Origin of the sequence: Parabacteroides sp. AT13 (assembly GCF_002272965.1) — a bacterium.
In the GTDB taxonomy this organism is placed as follows: Bacteria; Bacteroidota; Bacteroidia; order Bacteroidales; family Tannerellaceae; genus Parabacteroides; species Parabacteroides distasonis.
This window is the reverse complement of the sequence record NZ_NQMH01000002.1, coordinates 483,672-501,741: the sequence shown is the minus strand read 5'-3', so window position 1 is coordinate 501,741 and position 18,070 is coordinate 483,672. Positions and strand designations below refer to the sequence as shown.

Annotated in this window: 17 protein-coding genes; 8 read left to right on the top strand and 9 right to left on the bottom strand. The window is 45.4% G+C overall.

Translation table 11 applies throughout. The features are described 5' to 3' along the window. Positions 1-6 precede the first annotated feature (6 nt). Positions 7-756 (bottom strand): polyprenol monophosphomannose synthase, encoded by a 750-nt coding sequence (locus CI959_RS16415; RefSeq protein WP_005856519.1) that lies wholly within the window; start codon positions 754-756, stop codon positions 7-9. A 291-nt stretch (positions 757-1,047) separates the two neighbouring features. On the opposite strand from CI959_RS16415, the gene CI959_RS16410 reads away from it, so the two are divergent. The 5 genes from CI959_RS16410 to CI959_RS16390 all read left to right on the top strand — a co-directional run bounded on the left by CI959_RS16410 (position 1,048) and on the right by CI959_RS16390 (position 6,340). Then, entirely contained in the window at positions 1,048-1,974 is a 927-nt protein-coding gene (locus CI959_RS16410; RefSeq protein ID WP_005856517.1) for a hydrogen peroxide-inducible genes activator, read from the top strand. A gap of 86 nt (positions 1,975-2,060) precedes the next feature. Then, positions 2,061-3,326 (top strand): carboxypeptidase-like regulatory domain-containing protein, encoded by a 1,266-nt coding sequence (locus tag CI959_RS16405; RefSeq protein WP_005856515.1) that lies wholly within the window; start codon positions 2,061-2,063, stop codon positions 3,324-3,326. An 82-nt stretch (positions 3,327-3,408) separates the two neighbouring features. Further along, positions 3,409-3,948, top strand: a complete 540-nt coding sequence (locus tag CI959_RS16400) for an RNA polymerase sigma-70 factor (protein ID WP_009017919.1) — start codon at positions 3,409-3,411, stop codon at positions 3,946-3,948. A 5-nt stretch (positions 3,949-3,953) separates the two neighbouring features. Continuing rightward, complete coding sequence (locus tag CI959_RS16395; protein ID WP_057317336.1) at positions 3,954-4,805, top strand: FecR family protein; 852 nt, start codon at positions 3,954-3,956, stop codon at positions 4,803-4,805. Next, a complete protein-coding gene (locus tag CI959_RS16390) occupies positions 4,784-6,340 on the top strand; it encodes an STN and carboxypeptidase regulatory-like domain-containing protein (RefSeq protein WP_095231487.1) in 1,557 nt (518 codons plus the stop codon). The genes CI959_RS16395 and CI959_RS16390 overlap by 22 nt, the downstream gene beginning before the upstream one ends. Before the next feature lie 211 nt (positions 6,341-6,551). Here CI959_RS16390 and CI959_RS16385 read toward each other — a convergent pair whose 3' ends face one another. From CI959_RS16385 to CI959_RS16360, 6 genes are all read right to left on the bottom strand, one after another. Continuing rightward, positions 6,552-7,841: a nucleotide sugar dehydrogenase gene (locus CI959_RS16385; protein ID WP_057317338.1), complete on the bottom strand. Its 1,290-nt coding sequence runs from the start codon at positions 7,839-7,841 to the stop codon at positions 6,552-6,554. A 188-nt stretch (positions 7,842-8,029) separates the two neighbouring features. Next, positions 8,030-9,322 (bottom strand): TolC family protein, encoded by a 1,293-nt coding sequence (locus tag CI959_RS16380; protein ID WP_005856505.1) that lies wholly within the window; start codon positions 9,320-9,322, stop codon positions 8,030-8,032. Positions 9,323-9,327: 5 nt separating this feature from the next. After that, on the bottom strand, positions 9,328-12,372 hold the full coding sequence (locus CI959_RS16375; protein ID WP_005856503.1) for an efflux RND transporter permease subunit: 3,045 nt from the start codon (positions 12,370-12,372) through the stop codon (positions 9,328-9,330). Between the two features lie 10 nt (positions 12,373-12,382). After that, the gene (locus CI959_RS16370) at positions 12,383-13,432 is read right to left on the bottom strand and encodes an efflux RND transporter periplasmic adaptor subunit (RefSeq protein ID WP_008778321.1); all 1,050 of its coding nucleotides are present in this window, start codon (positions 13,430-13,432) and stop codon (positions 12,383-12,385) included. Positions 13,433-13,525: 93 nt separating this feature from the next. Further along, positions 13,526-14,539 (bottom strand): DNA/RNA non-specific endonuclease, encoded by a 1,014-nt coding sequence (locus CI959_RS16365; RefSeq protein WP_057317339.1) that lies wholly within the window; start codon positions 14,537-14,539, stop codon positions 13,526-13,528. A gap of 154 nt (positions 14,540-14,693) precedes the next feature. Further along, positions 14,694-15,731, bottom strand: a complete 1,038-nt coding sequence (locus CI959_RS16360) for a DUF1848 domain-containing protein (protein ID WP_057317340.1) — start codon at positions 15,729-15,731, stop codon at positions 14,694-14,696. A 122-nt stretch (positions 15,732-15,853) separates the two neighbouring features. On the opposite strand from CI959_RS16360, the gene CI959_RS16355 reads away from it, so the two are divergent. The 3 genes from CI959_RS16355 to CI959_RS16345 all read left to right on the top strand — a co-directional run bounded on the left by CI959_RS16355 (position 15,854) and on the right by CI959_RS16345 (position 17,478). Further along, positions 15,854-16,390, top strand: coding sequence for a flavodoxin family protein (locus tag CI959_RS16355; RefSeq protein ID WP_008780503.1), 537 nt, complete (start codon positions 15,854-15,856; stop codon positions 16,388-16,390). 9 nt (positions 16,391-16,399) lie between these two features. Further along, positions 16,400-16,597 carry a cyclophilin-like fold protein gene (locus CI959_RS16350; RefSeq protein ID WP_087880113.1) on the top strand — a complete coding sequence of 66 codons (198 nt, stop codon included), beginning with the start codon at positions 16,400-16,402 and terminating at the stop codon, positions 16,595-16,597. A 239-nt stretch (positions 16,598-16,836) separates the two neighbouring features. Beyond that, entirely contained in the window at positions 16,837-17,478 is a 642-nt protein-coding gene (locus CI959_RS16345; protein WP_005856492.1) for a hypothetical protein, read from the top strand. Between the two features lie 41 nt (positions 17,479-17,519). Here CI959_RS16345 and CI959_RS21890 read toward each other — a convergent pair whose 3' ends face one another. Together CI959_RS21890 and CI959_RS21570 are read right to left on the bottom strand one after the other, a co-directional pair. After that, positions 17,520-17,720: a DUF6169 family protein gene (locus CI959_RS21890; protein WP_224202317.1), complete on the bottom strand. Its 201-nt coding sequence runs from the start codon at positions 17,718-17,720 to the stop codon at positions 17,520-17,522. A gap of 115 nt (positions 17,721-17,835) precedes the next feature. Then, positions 17,836-18,000 carry a hypothetical protein gene (locus tag CI959_RS21570; RefSeq protein ID WP_005856488.1) on the bottom strand — a complete coding sequence of 55 codons (165 nt, stop codon included), beginning with the start codon at positions 17,998-18,000 and terminating at the stop codon, positions 17,836-17,838. Positions 18,001-18,070 lie beyond the last annotated feature (70 nt).

Here is an 18,070-nt window from a genome sequence, read left to right as displayed (position 1 = left end):
TTTTCATTAGGCATGGCTCGCATGTTTCCTCGGATACTTCCTGAAGAAACTCCACCATTTCAATTGAAGGACGCCGAATAAAGCCTCCCCGAATATCGAAGAGTTCATCTTGGAGACACCCAAGGCACGGTTGATAAAGATGATCGGCACCTCCACGAGCTTGAAGCCGCACTTATAAGCCGTAAACTTCATCTCCACCTGAAAGGCGTATCCCTTGAAATGGACACGGTCCAGATCGATCGTCTCCAGCACCTCACGGCGGTAACATTTAAAGCCCGCCGTCGTATCCTGTATCTTCATACCCGTGACGATACGGACATACACCGAGGCGAAATAAGACATCAACACACGGCCCAACGGCCAGTTCACCACATTCACCCCGTTGCAATACCTCGATCCGATGGCTACGTCGGCACCCTGCCCGGTACAAGCGGCGTATAGCTTCGGCAGGTCATTGGGATTATGACTGAAATCGGCGTCCATCTCGAAAATAAAATCATATTTATGCTCGATAGCCCATTTAAAACCCCGGATATAAGCGGTACCCAATCCCAGCTTCCCCTTACGCTCCACGATAAAAAGACGCTCCGGGAACTCCTTCTGCAAGCCCTTCACGATAGCCGCCGTCCCATCCGGAGAGCCATCATCGATCACCAAGATATGAAACACTTTCTCCAGCCCGAACACGGCACGAATGATATTCTCAATATTCTCCTTCTCGTTGTATGTAGGAATAATGACGATACTGTCTGACATATACTTTAATCAATTAATTTTTAGCTCATTATATATACGACTGTAAACCATTTGTAAATAACTCTCCAAAGTTACATATTTTTTCTGTGTAAATCTATCATCCAGTTAGCCCATTCGTCTGTTCCATGATAAGCAAATGTATTTTGGCTTTTCACCCAACTTCTCCGATTTCCCCCTAAATGCCTAATACTCAAATTAAGCTGCTTTATTCTTCCACTTTTATTCGATTATTCCAGCGTTTTTCCGTAAGTTTGTCTTCATTAATTTCTAACGCTTGTAAAATTAAGTACTATGAATATACAGCAACTCGAATATATCCTAGCGGTGGATACTTATCGTCATTTCGCAAAGGCAGCAGAGCATTGTAGGGTGACACAACCGACATTGAGTATGATGATCCAAAAGCTGGAAGACGAACTAGGTATTAAATTGTTCGATCGAAACCTACAACCCGTTCGCCCCACACCTGCCGGACGTAAGGTTATTGAGCAAGCGAGAAATGTCCTCTATCAGGCTTCTCTTATCAAAGATATCGTGAACGAGGAGGAACAGTCATTGAAAGGTACGTTCCGCTTAGCGGTGCTACCGACTATCGCCCCTTATTTACTACCTCGCTTTTTCCAGCAATTATCGGAAAAGCATACGGATCTTGACATCCGTATGCTGGAAATGAAAACCGCTCCCACTATGGCCGCCCTGCAAAACGGGGAAATCGACGCCGCTATCATAGCGAACCAACCCACTGAATCCAATTTACAAGGAGATATATTATATTATGAGCAATTCTTCGGATACGTGGCTCACAACGAATCTATATTCAAAAAGGATTTGATCCGTACCGCCGATATCAACGACGAGCGGTTGTGGCTGTTGGACGAGGGACATTGCTTCCGTGACCAGCTGATGCGTTTCTGCCAGATGGAGAAGGTAAAGGTTCGCCAAGCCGCTTACCGTTTAGGTAGCCTAGAGACATTTATGCGTATGGTGGAAAGCGGTAACGGTATTACGTTCATCCCGGAATTGGCTACCCTGCAGTTAAGTAAAGAGCAGAAAGAATTGGTACGTCCGTTCGCCATTCCCAAGCCGACACGGGAGATCGTCTTTGTCACCCGTAAAGATTTTATCCGGCATACCGTAGCGGGTATTTTAATAGAGAGCATCAAGAAAGCGGTACCTAAAGAAATGTTGACTTTGCAGCCCGGACAAAAGGTTGTGTGATTTTTTTGATAAATCCCATAGGGTATTTCTTTCCTGGGCGATCATATAAGTACAAAGTGATTATTTACCATTAAAACAATACAAATATGAAAGCGCTCTGTAAACAAACTATGGGATTTATCCTGATGATACTGTTGGCTTGCGGTGTAACCTCTATAAAGGCACAGGATAGCGCAGACGATGAGTTTATCACTGTCAGCGGTGTAGTAAAAGACAAGCAAACACGAAAAAAACTGGAATACGTAAATATCTCTATTCCGGGAACCAACGTGGGAACGATCACCAATAATGACGGTGAGTTCTCTATCAAAGTGAAAAACGGCCTCCATGCCAGACAAGTAGAAGTATCGCATATCGGATATTTGAATGGCTTGATCCCCGTAAACGATAAGGACATATTAGAATGTACGGTATTACTCGAACCGAACATGAATACGCTCAGCGAAGTCATTATCCGGGCCGGAGATCCTCGATATATCGTAGAGGAAGCGATTGAGAAAGTAAATAAGAATTACATTACCACGGGTAGCATGCTTACTGGGTTCTACCGGGAGACCGCACAAAAAGGCCGTCGCTATATCAATATATCGGAAGCGGTTATCGATGTTTACAAAACTCCCTATAAGGACAGGAACGTGGAACGGGATCGGGTACAGATCTATAAAGGACGTAAATTATTGAGCGAGAAGGCTAGCGACACATTAGCCGTGAAATTATTGGGAGGCCCTAACCTATCCGTTTACGTGGATGTGGTGAAGAATCCGGATTTATTGCTCGACCCGAATATCTTACCTTATTACGCCTTCCGTATGGAAGAAAGCGTGATGTTAAACGACCGACCGCATTACGTAATCAGTTTCCAACCTCAAGCGATCTTGCCTTACGCTTTATATTACGGCAAATTATATATCGATAAGGAACGGCTTTCCTTCAGCCGTGCGGAATTCGCCCTCAGCATGGATGACCGGAATAAGGCTACCGAGGCCATCCTCCGCAAAAAGCCTTTTGGCTTGCGATTTAAACCCGTGGAGGTAGCTTTCCTCGTAACTTACAAAGAACGTGACGGCATGAGCTATCTGAGTTATATCCGCAATGAGGTTCGCTTTAAATGCGACTGGAAACGAAAACTCTTCTCTACCAACTACACGATCGTATCCGAGATGGTCGTTACCGATGGTAAAGAACAAAATAACTCCATCCCCTACCGGATGTCTTTTAAAGCGGATCAGTCTCTATCCGACAAGGTATCGGACTTCGCCGACGAGAACTTCTGGGGAGCTTACAACATTATCGAGCCTACCGAGTCTTTGGAGAATGCGGTATATAAATTAAAGAAGCAACATAAAAATTGACCGTGTAAATATACTATCGACAATGATATGGACAAATCATTATCTTTGTCCATTATCAATTATCTGTTGAAACCAAATTATTATGGATTTGTTCGTACTCAAAAAGATCAAGGAAGGGGATATTAAAGCATTCGAAAGTATTTTCAGGCTTTATTATACCCCTCTTTGCCTGTACGCAACCAGTATAACAGGAGAGCTGGAAGTTGCGGAGGAGATCGTCCAGGACTTGTTTTACGTGTTCTGGAAAGAAAGAGAATCTCTTCCGATCTTACGTTCCATCAAGAACTACCTTTATGGAGCTACCCGGAACCGGTCCTTACAATATCTGGAGCATCAGGAAGTACGATACCGATACCGGAATACGGTTTTAGCCGGAGAGAATCCGGAATCCGAATCGTATACCCCGCAAGATCAACTTGAGTACAAAGAATTGCAATCCTTGGTCAACCGGGCATTAGGTAAATTGCCCGAACGACGCCTCCGGATCTTTCGGATGCACCGTTTCGAAGGAATGAAATACGCGGAGATAGCCTCCAGCCTCTCATTGTCCATAAAGACAGTAGAAGCGGAAATGACCAAGGCACTACAAACACTAAGAAAAGAAATCGAGAATTATACCTAACAGTTATGAATCAAATAGAAAAAAATAAATTGAAGACAGACCAAGCATGGGAACAATTATATACTCGCTTGGAGCAAGACGGGCTGCTGGATAAGCCAATTTCCGGTACACAAATCCCATACCGGATCGGACTTATGAAATGGGCCGCCGCTATCATCATACTTTGTGTATCGGTAGCTACAGCTATTTTCCTTGGACAAGAACGGACACCGGAGACCACTCTGCTCACCCTGCATAATAACGAGGCTTCCACCACCTTGGTCACGACTTTGGAAGACGGGTCTATAGTTTATCTGGCCGATAACAGCCAGTTAAGCTATCCGGAACATTTCCAAAGAGAAAAAAGAGAGGTGTCTCTACTAGGAAACGCTCTTTTTGATGTAAGCGGGAATAAGGAACGTCCTTTCCTAATCGAGACAGAGCAGGCCCGGATCGAGGTATTGGGAACCTCATTCAATATCAAAAGCTCGGATAAAAGCGCCTTTGAATTGGCCGTTCGCCGGGGATTAGTGAAAGTGACACTCAAGAAGAACGGAGAACAAACGCTGGTAAAGGCCGGCCAAACCGTATCCTTATTCTCCAACCGTTTACAAGTAGTTCCGACTCAAGATAACGAACAATTTTCCGATTACACCCGCCGTATCCAATTTAAGGATGAGCGTCTGGGAGATATCTTGCATGTAATTAATCTGGAATATCCGAAGATGCCATTGAAGACAACGGCTGATTTAGAGAATAGACGGCTGACCGTTAGTTTCTATAATAACTCACCCGCGACGATGGCTGAACTGATCTGCGCAGCGTTAAAACTAAAATGTACGCAACAAAATAATATATGGATGATTTCCGAACCTTGAGACAGCTGGTCGTAGGATGGTTACTGTTACTCGTAGCTCTCATCCCTATGAATGCCCAGAATGGTAACGTACTGGGACAGGTCATACGATTGCCTAAATCAAAAGGAAATATCTACCAATTGCTGGGACTCGTCACGGAACGTTCCGGCTATCTTTTTATATACGACAGTAAGATTATCGATAATGAACAAACAACATCAATAAAAGGTGGAGATTATACGATACAAGAAGCCATATACGCTATTTCCGGTAATAAAAATCTGGCGATCCGTGCGATAGAGAACCATCTCCTACTTTATATGCCAGAGAGTCTCTCCGCTCCCAAAAGTGTATCCGTAACTCCCGATTCCATACAAACCTATTTCTCGATAGAAGGTTCTTTACAGGATCAATATACCCATGAGCCAATCGCATTCGGATCGGTAGGAATCGGTGAGGCCGCTATTGGCACCATCACCAACCAGAATGGAGAGTTCCGATTGAAATTACCGGACTCACTCCGGTTATCCAAGGTACGTTTCTCTCATATCGGCTATCTTCCCCAAGAGATAGATAGTCGGGAGTTAATAGATAAACATACCGTCTTATCTCTAGAGCCTAAAGTAATCTCTATCCAAGAAGTTATCGTGCGTCTAACCAATCCGAAACGCTTATTACAGGAGATGCTGGACAAGAGAAGAAGCAATTATTCCCAGCACCCGATTTACCTTACCACATTTTACAGAGAAGGCGTTGAACGTAAAAAAGGACTCGTAGGACTGACCGAGGCTGTTTTTAAGGTATATAAGGCATCTTACCACAGCAATGCCTTGGCCGATCAAGTGAAACTACTAAAGATGCGCCGCATCAGTAACGAGCAGGAAAAGGACACATTGATCACAAAAATGAAGTCGGGTATCTACTCCTGCCTTGTCTTGGACTTGATGAAACAGTTACCGGAGTTTCTGGATCCTAGCCCGGATTCACCCTATACATACGCCCATACCGACATCACGGTAGTGGATGATCGACTTGCTAACGTCATCTCTTTCGAGCAACGAAAGAGTATCAATGAACCGCTTTATCGGGGACAGATATATATCGACATGGAAAATAATGCCTTATTAAGGGTGGACTTTGAGGTCAATCCCCAATATATCGAGCAAGCGGCCGGCATGTTCGTCGAGAGAAAAAGCCGGAATTTACGGATCACGCCCCAGAAAGTAGCCTATACGGTATCTTACAAGCAATGGAATGGCACCTACTACATTAACCATATCCGGGGAGATCTGCGTTTTAAAATTAAAAAAAGAAGACAACTTTTTAACACAAATATTTTACATACTTGGTTCGAAATGGTTACCTGTAAGATAGATACAGCCAATGTGAACCGCTTCTCACGCATTGAATCCCTTCCAACCCGCACGGTTTTCTCGGATACTCACTTCAACTACGACGAGGGTTTCTGGGGAGATTTTAACGTAATATTACCCGAAGACAAACTGAATGAGGCTATTAGCAGAATCACCTCAAAGATAGAGGAAACGAACTACTAATCCCCTGAAAATCATAAAGAGAGCCTTTTCGCAAAGGCTCTCTTTATAGGTTTTTAATAGGTATTAGTCTTTAAGGCAAAAAGATTGTTTAGGTTATCTGCATGCAAAGATGGGCTAATTAATATAATTGAGCAAATAAAAAAAGATATTGTACAACACATTTTTTTAAGTTTATCGAAACTTCTTTGCAGCTTGTGTTACTTTTTAACAATTACAGACTCCAATAGATCATCTGATGGATGCTACCTCGATAGACTCCTTTCACGTCCGCCAACACGGCATGTTCATTCGTGATCGACATGAAGTAGGACTCATCCAGCTTCAAATAAGTCGTATGAGCGACAGCTACCACTACCGCATCATATTTCTTCCCGGGCCTCTCTACTAACCGGATACCGTACTCTTGCAATACTTCCAAAGGGGAAGCGAACGGATCCATCACATCGACCTCGGCTCCGAAGTCCTTAAACTCATTGATAATATCGGCTACTTTCGAGTTACGTATATCCGATACGTTTTCCTTAAAAGTCATACCCATCACCAACACATGCGCTCCTAGGATATTTTTCCCCTGCGAGATAATCTTTTTCACGACCTTCTTTCCGATATACCGTCCCATGGAATCGTTCACGTAGCGACCGGAGTTGATCATCTTCGTGTGATATTGCAATTCTTTGGCTTTATGCACCAGATAGTAAGGATCTACCCCTATACAATGCCCACCTACCAATCCGGGAGAGAAAGGCAGGAAATTCCATTTCGTTCCGGCGGCTTTCAATACATCAAACGTATTTACCCCCATTCGATCGAAAATAATGGAAAGCTCGTTCATAAGGGCTATATTCACGTCACGCTGGGTATTCTCGATAATCTTGGCGGCTTCGGCTACCTTGATACTAGGCGCACGGTGCAACCCCGCTTGAACGACCAGCTTATAGACTTCCGATATCGTTTCCAAAGCTTCGGCATCGCAGCCGGAAACGATCTTCACGGTATTTACCAAGGTATGTACCTTATCACCCGGATTGATTCGTTCCGGTGAATATCCAACCTTAAAGTCCTCTCCTACTCTCAACCCTGAAACCTCCTCCAAGATCGGGATGCAATCCTCTTCCGTACATCCCGGATATACGGTAGATTCGTATACTACATAATCGCCTCGTTTAAGGACTTTGCCTACCGTGCGGGTCGCACCCAACAAAGGGGATAGATCCGGCTCGTTATGGCTGTCTATCGGGGTAGGAACAGCTATAACGTAAAAAGAAGCCTCCCACAACTTTTCTATAGAAGAAGTAAATGTGATATCTTTATGTTCAAATACCTCAGTAGGAAGCTCACCACACGGATCAATACAGTTCCGAAGCTTGTCCAAGCGATCCTCGTTGATATCAAATCCGATAACGGAAACATGTTTAGCGAATTCCATCGCGATAGGAAGCCCGACATATCCTAGTCCGATTAGGGCAAGTTTCGTTTGTTTATCTAGTAACTTTGTATACATCTTATTATTTCATCATTCTACTTAAAAGTCCGGGTTCCAAGGAGTGTCCCAAACAGACGAGATTGTATGCAAATGTAGCAATCTTCAGTTTACCTAACGGAATAAAGGATGTTTTATTTCATAAAGAAGGTCCCTTATCTCGTTTCCAAAATAAGGGACCTTGTCTTCTAAGTATAAATATGTTTCTTTTACTGCAAACGCCGGATACCTATAGCCTTGTTATATTGGGCTAAAGAAGCCTTTTGCTGATACCAAGTCTGGATCAAGCTACTGTAAGACTGAATCCATGACAATTGGGCGGAGAGCACATCCAAGATCGGTAGTTTACCCTCGTTGTAGCTGAAGGTATTCAAATCAAGGTTCTCCTCGGCAATCTTACAAGCCTCTTCCGCGACGGTAATTTGTTTCGTATACTCGGTTAGGCTTGTCCATGCGTTCGCTACCTCTTGAGCGATCTTATCACGCGTATTGTCCAAGGCGTATTCCTTACTACGAAGGATGGCCTTCTGGGAATTTACCTCCTTGAAACGGGCTCCCCAACGGAACAAAGGTATCTTCAAGGAAGCGAAGACGGCCGGAGTCCACAACTGGTCCGAACCTTTCACGTTCAACATCGGCGTACCCCAAGTACCTTGAAAACCGATCGCCAAAGACGGGTTATATTTCGCCTTCGACAAATTGATCTGTCTCTTTTGATACTCTATGTTCAACTCGGAAATAGCGTAGTCCGGACGATTCCGAAGAGCTACATCCTCTCCTACTTGCAACGGCAAGGCCAAATAGGTCGTAATGGAATCTTCCACCTCGATCGGGTCTAACGGAGACACACCCATCAATGAGTTCAGGTTCTGTAACGCAATCTGATACTCCTTATAAGCCGAGCTTTTATTCAATTCCGCTTCTTTCAAGCGGGACTCCACTTGCAATAAATCGGTCTTGCTGATCTGGCCGTCATTGAAACGGATCGTCAACACGTTCGCCAACTCCCCGACAATGTCTACATACTGGCACATCACATCGTACATACCTTTACGTGCGGCGGCCGTCCAATAGTTCAAATCGGCGGAATAAACGATATTATCCGTTGTCAATTCTTCCGCTTGCTCGGTGATCTTGCCTTGTACCTGAGCTGCCTTATAGTTATTATAGATCTGTCCACCGGCATAGATGGGCTGGCTCACCGTAGCGCCTAGGCTATACGTATTATGGTCCATCTCTACGGACATGCCCGGTCCGAAATCCAAATCATATTTATTGATACGGTACTGATAACTGCCGGAGAAGTCCACCGAAGGGAAGAAACCGGTCTTAGCGGCCTTGATCGCATGCTGCATAGCGATACGCTCCTCAGAGCTTTGCTTGATCTGACGGCTGTATTCAAGGACCCGTTCCTTATATTCCACAGCCGATAGCCGGGTGTCTTGCGCTTTAGCGGACAAGGCACCCAACAATAAACAACCTATGATTATTTTATTTCTCATACCTTTTACTCTGATTTAATCTTAAAGAAAACACAATAAGTAACCGGAAGCACGAAGATCGTCAAGATCGTAGATACGAACAGACCACCCATGATGGTAGCCGCCATACCGGCGAACATAGCGTCACCCAACAACGGCAACATACCTAAGATCGTCGTACCGGAAGCCATCGTCACCGGAACGATACGGGTTTTCGTTGCCTCTATCACGGCATTCACCGGAGACAAGCCTGCGTTCAATTGTAAACCGATCTCGTCCACCAGCACGATCGCATTCTTGATATTCATACCGATCAAGCCCAACAGACCCAGCATAGCAAAGAAGTCGAGGGACTTACCGAACACCAACAATCCCAATACCACACCAATGAAGATCAACGGCAGCATCGCCATGATCAATACCGGTTTCCGGTAATATTTCGGGAATAAGAATAACAAGGTGACATAAATCAAACCGAACATCAACGGGATATTAGCGGCGATCGCCTTATTACCTTTATCTTGCTCGGATTGCTCACCGAAATACGTCATCTTATATCCTTCCGGCACCTGAATCTTCTCCTGTACCTCTTTCCACAAATGACTGAAAGCAGCCATCGTATTGGCGCCACGCTTCGGCTCACACTGCATAAGCATACACGGCTCACGGTTGAATCGTCTCACTACGTTAAACTCATAATCCAGCGAGAAATCATCGATCACCTGCTCCACTTTTACTGAACGGCCTTTAGCGCTATAAACCGGCAAAGTCTTTATATCATTCAGACTGATAGAATCCTTATCCGCATCTTTCAGTAAGATCGGCATAAACACGTCGCCCTCACGATACTCACCCAAAGGTACGCCATTCGTAGCCGAACGCAAGGAATAAGCCACCTGTTGACGGGTAATACCCAGACGCAAACCTTTCTCTTGGGAATATAGCGGCTTCCATACCGGAACCTTGTTACCCCAACTATTGCGAACCTCCATCACCTGATCATAATTCCGGGCGATCTCCTGCGCCCTTTGCGTCAAGGCAACCAACGTGTCTACGTTATCGCCGATAAAACCGATCTCGATCGCCGCATCCGGAACCGGAGACAAGGCGAACAAAGCCGAACGGGTCAATATATTCGGATAGTTAGCAACCATATAATCGTAGAACTTACCCTCTTCCGCTTGCGCATCCTCCGGATCTTGTGTCTCGATCAACACATTGGCGAAGTTTGGCTTCGGGCCGATAGAAGAACTGGCCAAGTAATAACGTACCGGCGAACCTCCCAAGGTAAACGAGTATGATTTGATATTCTCATTCTTGCTGAGATATTCCTCTTCTATCTTCTTCACGTTCGTCTCCACGTCGTAGATGCTATATCCTTCCGGGAAGATCAAGTCCGCACGGAAATAAGGCTTGCTCATGATCGGGAAGAAACTCTGCGGCATGATGCTCATCACGAACAAGGAAAGGAATAACGTAGCTACCACGGTAGAGATCGTTACATATCTACGCTTGATCAAACGGCCCAATACCGACTCAAATTTATGGTACAGCTTCGTATCGTACGGGTCTTTGTTCTCACCCGGTTTCGCCTCTTTCAAGATAAAATTACCGAAGGTAGTCGTTTGCGTCAAGGCCAAGACCCAGCTTAATCCCAAGGATACCGCCAATACGATAAACAACGGTTTCACAATCTCGGCCACGGATGCCGGTGCCAAGTACATCGGCAAGAAAGAACATACGGCGATAAAGGTAGCGCCCAACAACGCCCACTGCGGTTTCGTCGCGCCATCGATCAACGCCTGATAACGGGAAAGTCCCCGCTTGATACCGACTTGGGCATTATCCGTCACCACGATAGCGTTATCCACCAACATACCCATAGCGATAATAAAGGCCGCCAACGAGGTTCGGTTCAAGCCGACACCCCAGATCAACATGATCAATAAGGTACCACCTACCGAGAACAACAACGAACTACCGACCAACATACCGGCACGGGACCCCATCACGATAAAGATAATCACGATAACGATCAACAACGACTCGATCAAGTTCAAGATAAAACCGTTGTTCGCCTCATCCGCGATCTTGTTCTCCGGATAAATCGTTTTCAGGTCCATACCCACCGGGAACAGCTGCTCCATCTCCGCTAAATGATCCGCCACGGCGTTACCCACGGCAACCACATCGTCTTTCGAACCGGTAGCGACACCGATACCGATGGCACGCTTACCGTCCACACGCATCAGGTTCGAGGGAGGGTCCATATAACCACGCTCTACCGTAGCGATATCTCCCAAACGAACCTCACCGCCACTTTTCGTCACGATCAATTGGTCCCGGATATCTTGTATATCCTTATACGTACCTTCCGCACGCAAACGCAATTGATAATTACCGGTATTGATGTCTCCCGTATTCACCAACAAGTTCTGCGTTTGCATCACCTGCTGGATAGCGTTCGGGTCGATACCTAGGTTAGCCAGTTTCGGGATAGAGATCTTTACGTTGACAACTTGTGTCTGTTCACCGAATAGGTAGACCTTCTGTACACCCGGTACAGGAGATAGCTCCGTCTTGATCTTTTGTGCCCAATTACGCAGGTCGTCGTAAGTATATCCCTCATCGGCCGTCAAGGCATAATAAATTCCGAATACGTCACCAAAGTCATCACTAACGGATATCGAGGAGGCGCCAGACGGAAGGCGAGGCTGTATATTCGCCACCTTACGACGCAACTCGTCCCACTTGACCGGCATATAATCCGGAGACAAGGTAGGCTGCAACTCAATAGAAATCTTGGACATACCGAAATAAGACTCAGATTTGATCTGGAACACATCCGACATAGCCTGAATCTCCCGTTCGATCGGCTCAGTCACCAGCTTCTCCACCTCCTGAGGTGTCGCTCCCGGATATTGGGTAACCAAAACCGCTTGCTTGATTACGAAGGGAGAATCTTCCTTCTTCGGCAATTTAAAGAAAGAATATATACCTCCTATCAGCATGACCGCTAGGAAAAAGTATATAATCTTCTGATTCTCTAAGGAATATTTTGGAATATTCATTGTTTATCTCTTAATCTGTTAATACTTTTACCTGTTGTCCATCCACCAAACGAGTGGCTCCGGCTGAGACAACCTGTTCGCCGGGTCGCAAGCCATCCGTTACGATCACGCCATCCTTGCCGATCAGCATAGACTCGGTAATCTTGCGACGCTCAACCTTTTGAGACTGCCCATTATAAACAAACACATACTTATCGCTATTGGCATCGTCAGCCACGACAGCGGCTAGCGGAACCAATACGGCGCCTTGCGTGAAACTCTCGCTATCCACGTTCAAGATCACACGGCAAGAGAAACCTACGGCTACCTTATATTTCTCTAAATTAAAGTTCGGATCGTCGATATACAGATATACGGGAACGCCGGAACCATCCGGAGAGGCTTCCACGTATTCTTTCACCTTCGCCTTAAAACGAACGCCCTTGTAATTATCGAATTCCACATAAACAGAATAAGGAGAAGAGAAGTAATTGATATTACTCTCCGGCATCGTAAACACGACCTGTAACTTATTCGGGTTGATCAAGCAAACGATTCCTTGTCCGGCCTGTACCTTCTGGTAATTCTCCACATATTTCTTCTGGATAAATCCATCGAACGGCGCACGAAGCTTTGTCTGGTTCAATGTGTTTTGCGCATACTCGAAAGCCGCCTTGGCATTTGAGTAAGAGGCTTCCGTAGACTCATACTCTTGCTTGGAGATAGCTTGCTTGGACAATAACTTCTTCGCACGTTGCAATTGCGCCTCAGCGGTCTGGAAAGACGCTTTCTTCGCCTCATATTCCCATTTAAAGTCCAGCGGATCGATCTCGGCCACGATCTGTCCCGTACGGACCTTCTGGCCTTCATCCACGTTTAATGAGATCAGCGGGCCGGACATCTTAAACGCCAAATCACTGAATTGATCGGGCGATACCACTCCACTGAATGATTTCTCAACCATGTTCAGCGAAGTAACGTCCGCCAATTTAACTGGACGAGGACCTTGCTCCTTAACGGGTGGTTGACTACAGGAAACCAATGCTGCCAAAACAAACACAGGGATTAATTTTCCTTTCATGATAACTTGCATTTTGTTATTTAATTATGATTTCTTTTTCTTCACAGTAAATATAAAACATTCTCGCCTAGAGATTGTTGAGCATAACGTGCCTTAAAAAGACCAACTACCATCATTCACGTATGCTTCCATCGGATTTTCTATCGAATCAGGCAAAGAAGGGAAAAAGTCAATTCCGGTAACCTTCTCAACGCTATCGATAGGGATCATCATCGATTTCAACGGAGTCTTTCCATAGTCTTTATTATCAAACAGAAAACCTACCCCTTCCGGTTTACCGTTCGTTATCGTACAGATTACCTTATAAAAGGTCTTCGGGATTCCCACCCGATTCTTACCTAATCGTTTCAGGTCGTCCGTGATCACCGGGCCGGTCACGATCAACAAAGAGCCATTCTCTTTCGCCCACAAACGAGCCTGTTCTTCCAGATCTTTCCAGATACCCCGGTTCAAGCCGGGCTTTTGCGGACAGATATTACTTAGGTAGAATGATTCTCGCATGGCCTTGGCGGACCATTTCATATCGCCAGCAGGCGCCATATGTCCTCGGTCATAGCCGGAACGGGTATAGTCCTCGTTCGTGGCGGTAGCCCCTTTCACCATGGGGTCCGAGACGAACTTATTAGACCGCTCGTTCTTCTTACTTGTCGCCTCTTTCGAGGTCAGTTCATAGGCTACCCAATTGGCGATCTTATAATCGGAATTATAAGAAACCGTATAGCCCTCATGCTTTATAACCTGCTCTTTTTGTTTATTCTTTAGTCTCGGTATCTCAGCTCCCTCTTGAAAAGTATAAGCGGAGGTCTCTTTCTTTGGGTTCGTCGTTTGCTTGTTTTTCGTCGCTTGCGCGGCTTTCTTACCCGATGTTCCGGAACCGCCCTTGTCCGAGATCTTCGGACGGACTATTGTCTCCGCCCGATCCTGTTTCTTCTCTACAGGCCGTGTCTTGGATACCGGATAAAACCAGTTATATATGAATAATACACCGATAAAACAAACAACTACCGCAAAAGCGCCAAGAAGCATCTTCTTTACAGAGGACATGAATGATGATGCCCGCTTCTTCTTGCTTTTCCGGGGTTGAGGCTTACCTTTCTTTTTTGCCATACCTAAAACTTCCTATTCTTAACCTTTCGTATTGGGCGCAAAAATAGATAAATCCGGCATGTTATACAACACAATTCTAGGATAGTATTGGTCTCGATTACTATAAAAGACGGCTTAATTTAATACGCCGCTTAATTTGACCTTGCTTTCAAATCTAACTTCGAATCAAACTTTCACTATCGTCCGAATAGTGTACCGCATTCTTTTGTACGCATTCCCTACTTGTATTGGCATAACAATAGACACAGAAATGGCGGCAAGTGTTATACCTACCGATATCTTTGCTTATCATGCAACCACAGGCTTTCCGTTGGCCTTTGTCTTTTAGGTCTTTGCGTTTGTCGGGTAAAGCGGGAAACGTACCAAAAAGATCCGGTTCAGGTAATTGGCCTGTTCGAAGATAATAAACCAATTCATAATCCTCCTCAAACACACGCTCCATTAAATCACCGTCGATACACCGGTTATGTTCAATGCCATAAACCGTAAGGTCAATATCCTCGGCACAAGTAGCGAGTGTCACATTCCAACCAGTAGAAGCCCAAATTTCCCTCAACTTCACCAATCCCTCTACAGTTTCTTGACGTTGCGTCGCATTCATCTCAGCGGTTTCCACATCCTCTTTCGTAAAGCAATTCGTCTCTTTTATAAGGTTATTCTGTACCTTACGATACGCCTTTACATCTACGAAACTGAACACGAGCTTATCAGTATATCCTTTCAACAGATTGCCGATCTTCCAAATACGGCTAAGCAGGACACGAGGCGTGATAGATGGAGTCATAATCAACGGATCAAATCGCCAGATCACCCGTTCCTTCCCTATCATTTCCGACAACTCCCGAAATGTCTCCACCCGTTGCGTAACGCTCGGCACATTCGGCTCAAAGCCTTCGCTCACATAGTCATTCAACGTGAACTGGAAATAATAACGGATACCCCTCCTATCCAACTCATGCAAATAAGGCAATATCGGCTTCGGGTTCTTTGTCCAAAACACGATTGCCTTACACCGCTCAAACGACACATACATCTTCCGCCGATTAAACGGATTACACCAAACACAATACCCCTTGGCCAAACGATTAAAGAACCACTTGGCATAAAAGGCCGGGATATCCGTTGACCGGCTGGCCGAAATGATGATGGGAGCAAGTGCCTCGACTTGCTCACCGGAGTCCGTTGTGATCATTCTTCCGTATTATTATGTAATTAGGGTCATAACATCCGTAATTTGTCTACCGCAAGATAGGGATTATCTCGCTATTTTTGTATCCTAAAAATGAATGTAGAACCTAATAAATAACAGTAAACATGAAAAATGTATTGATTTTATCTTCCAGCCCCCGTCGTGGAGGCAATTCCGATACGCTATGCGATGAGTTTATGCAAGGGGCGATCGAAAGCGGTCATCGTGTGGAAAAGGTTTTTCTGCGAGACAAGACCATTCACCCCTGCACGGGATGCGGCGTGTGCAGCCAATACAAGAAGCCTTGTCCACAAAAAGATGACGCGGCAGAGATTATCGGAAAGATGCTTGCCGCCGATGTGATCGTGATGGCTACGCCGGTCTATTTCTATGCCATGAGCGCACAGATGAAGACGCTGATAGACCGTTGCTGCGGTCCTTATACCGAAATGAAAAACAAGGAGTTTTACTTCATCGCCACGGCCGCTGAAGACGATAACGGCATCATGGATCGCATTGTGGCCAACTTTATGGGATTCCTCGACTGTCTGGAGAACCCGACCGTGAAAGGAACGCTATTCTGCGGTGGTGTGTGGCACGTGGGCGAGATCGAAGGGAACCCGACCTTGAGGCAAGCATACGAGCAGGGAAAACGAGTATAATACTCTTGATTGCGACCAATACGTTCGGGTATAATCCATACAAGCGACCTACTTCTATGGGGAGCGAATACGGTAGTCCTTTTCTACGAGACCTTTTCCTCGTCTTACAGCTATACCCGTTTAGGGAAGATAGAGAATCCCGCAGGGTTGGTCGACGTACTTGGCAGAGGAAACGTGAGGGTTGCCCGCTTCTCCCTAAGTAAATAATGCTCCGATACCGCATAAATACCTTATCGGTAGCAGATGAATTCTTGTTCGCATACTGTATAATTCTACAAACCACGACGTGGTCTGTACAGATCAAGACGTGGAATATACAAATCACGACGTGGTCTATATATTCCACGGTGATAATTTGGAAATAGATCAAGTAGTAAGTATATTTGTATATAGTAAGAAGAATGTTTTTAACTTGAAGATACAAACAATTATACCTAGTAGCAGTTATGGCAGAATATATCAAGCAAGAGATGTGCGACCTGAACGGGACGGGGGAAAAGCCGGTGTATTATCGGATGAAGATACAACGGAACATGGATATGGAGGATTTCGTGGAACGGATCACCTACCCCGGATCGGGCTTGAGCAGGGGTAGCGTAATACAGGTGATGACGACAGTAGCGGAACATCTGGCCTATTGCATGGCGGAAGGGCAGTCGGTCACGTTGGATGGCATCGGTACGTTCACGCCCCGCCTAGGCGTAGCGAAGGACAAGGAGATCGACTCGCTGGATGGTGACGAACCGAAGCGTAACGCACGGAGCATCGAGGTGAATGGCATCAACTACCGGGCCGACAAGGAACTGGTACGGGAAACTAACCTGCGTTGCGACTTAAGACGGGGAGGTATCAGCCGTGTATGGAAATCGCCCTTCACCGAAGAGGAGCGCCGGACGCGGGCATTGGATTACCTTCACGAACACCCATTCTTGCGCATACAAGACTACATGGCTATCACCGGACTAAAACGCAGTAGCGCAAACCGGGAGCTACTACGACTCAGCAGCGATCCGGCGAGTGGGCTCACCATATCGGGTTATGGAAGCCACCGGGTGTATGTCCGCAGGAAAACAGAGGGCGATCGCTAATCCACCCAATGGTGCCCCGGGCCGGAGAAAACACATACATTTTACTCCGGCTTTTGACTAAGCATTTGTATTGTTTCAGTAAACTCCGCGACTATAGACTTCAAATTGGGATTATCGAGTCGAATAATAATCGCCGCATAATTCTGTATCCCATCTGCATCTCGGATGTCCGCAGACATGAAAGCGAAATCAGATTTACGCGGCGAGGAATGAAACCAAAACTCAAAAAGGCGATTGCGCATACTCTGCTTGCATAATAAATCACACCAAAGTCCGTAACAAACCGGAAACACATAGAATCCCTAAGAGCTGTTACCGCATAAGGAGAATTAGAATTTATACGTTCAAGGTTAAGGCTTACCATACTTCAAAATAAGTAGCTTCTTGCCCTGTACGTTTCTTAAACTCTTCTTTCATCTCTTTTTCCAGTTTAGCTACATACTCTCGCTTCAGCTTCCGTGCGGTCTCCAACCGACGCAAAGCCTCTTCTCTGGTAATCTTGCTATTTTTCTCTTTTTCCATATCCTTCGATATAATACTTATATATTACAAATGTAGGATAAATTCCGTTCTTTACCAAAATATTTATTCT

Coding starts and splice junctions, on each gene's coding strand:
- CI959_RS16415 (WP_005856519.1), bottom strand. CDS start 756: ATGTCAGACAGTATCGTCATTATTCCTACATACAACGAGAAGGAGAAT.
- CI959_RS16410 (WP_005856517.1), top strand. CDS start 1,048: ATGAATATACAGCAACTCGAATATATCCTAGCGGTGGATACTTATCGT.
- CI959_RS16405 (WP_005856515.1), top strand. CDS start 2,061: ATGAAAGCGCTCTGTAAACAAACTATGGGATTTATCCTGATGATACTG.
- CI959_RS16400 (WP_009017919.1), top strand. CDS start 3,409: ATGGATTTGTTCGTACTCAAAAAGATCAAGGAAGGGGATATTAAAGCA.
- CI959_RS16395 (WP_057317336.1), top strand. CDS start 3,954: ATGAATCAAATAGAAAAAAATAAATTGAAGACAGACCAAGCATGGGAA.
- CI959_RS16390 (WP_095231487.1), top strand. CDS start 4,784: ATGGATGATTTCCGAACCTTGAGACAGCTGGTCGTAGGATGGTTACTG.
- CI959_RS16385 (WP_057317338.1), bottom strand. CDS start 7,841: ATGTATACAAAGTTACTAGATAAACAAACGAAACTTGCCCTAATCGGA.
- CI959_RS16380 (WP_005856505.1), bottom strand. CDS start 9,322: ATGAGAAATAAAATAATCATAGGTTGTTTATTGTTGGGTGCCTTGTCC.
- CI959_RS16375 (WP_005856503.1), bottom strand. CDS start 12,372: ATGAATATTCCAAAATATTCCTTAGAGAATCAGAAGATTATATACTTT.
- CI959_RS16370 (WP_008778321.1), bottom strand. CDS start 13,432: ATGAAAGGAAAATTAATCCCTGTGTTTGTTTTGGCAGCATTGGTTTCC.
- CI959_RS16365 (WP_057317339.1), bottom strand. CDS start 14,539: ATGGCAAAAAAGAAAGGTAAGCCTCAACCCCGGAAAAGCAAGAAGAAG.
- CI959_RS16360 (WP_057317340.1), bottom strand. CDS start 15,731: ATGATCACAACGGACTCCGGTGAGCAAGTCGAGGCACTTGCTCCCATC.
- CI959_RS16355 (WP_008780503.1), top strand. CDS start 15,854: ATGAAAAATGTATTGATTTTATCTTCCAGCCCCCGTCGTGGAGGCAAT.
- CI959_RS16345 (WP_005856492.1), top strand. CDS start 16,837: ATGGCAGAATATATCAAGCAAGAGATGTGCGACCTGAACGGGACGGGG.
- CI959_RS21890 (WP_224202317.1), bottom strand. CDS start 17,720: ATGCGCAATCGCCTTTTTGAGTTTTGGTTTCATTCCTCGCCGCGTAAA.
- CI959_RS21570 (WP_005856488.1), bottom strand. CDS start 18,000: ATGGAAAAAGAGAAAAATAGCAAGATTACCAGAGAAGAGGCTTTGCGT.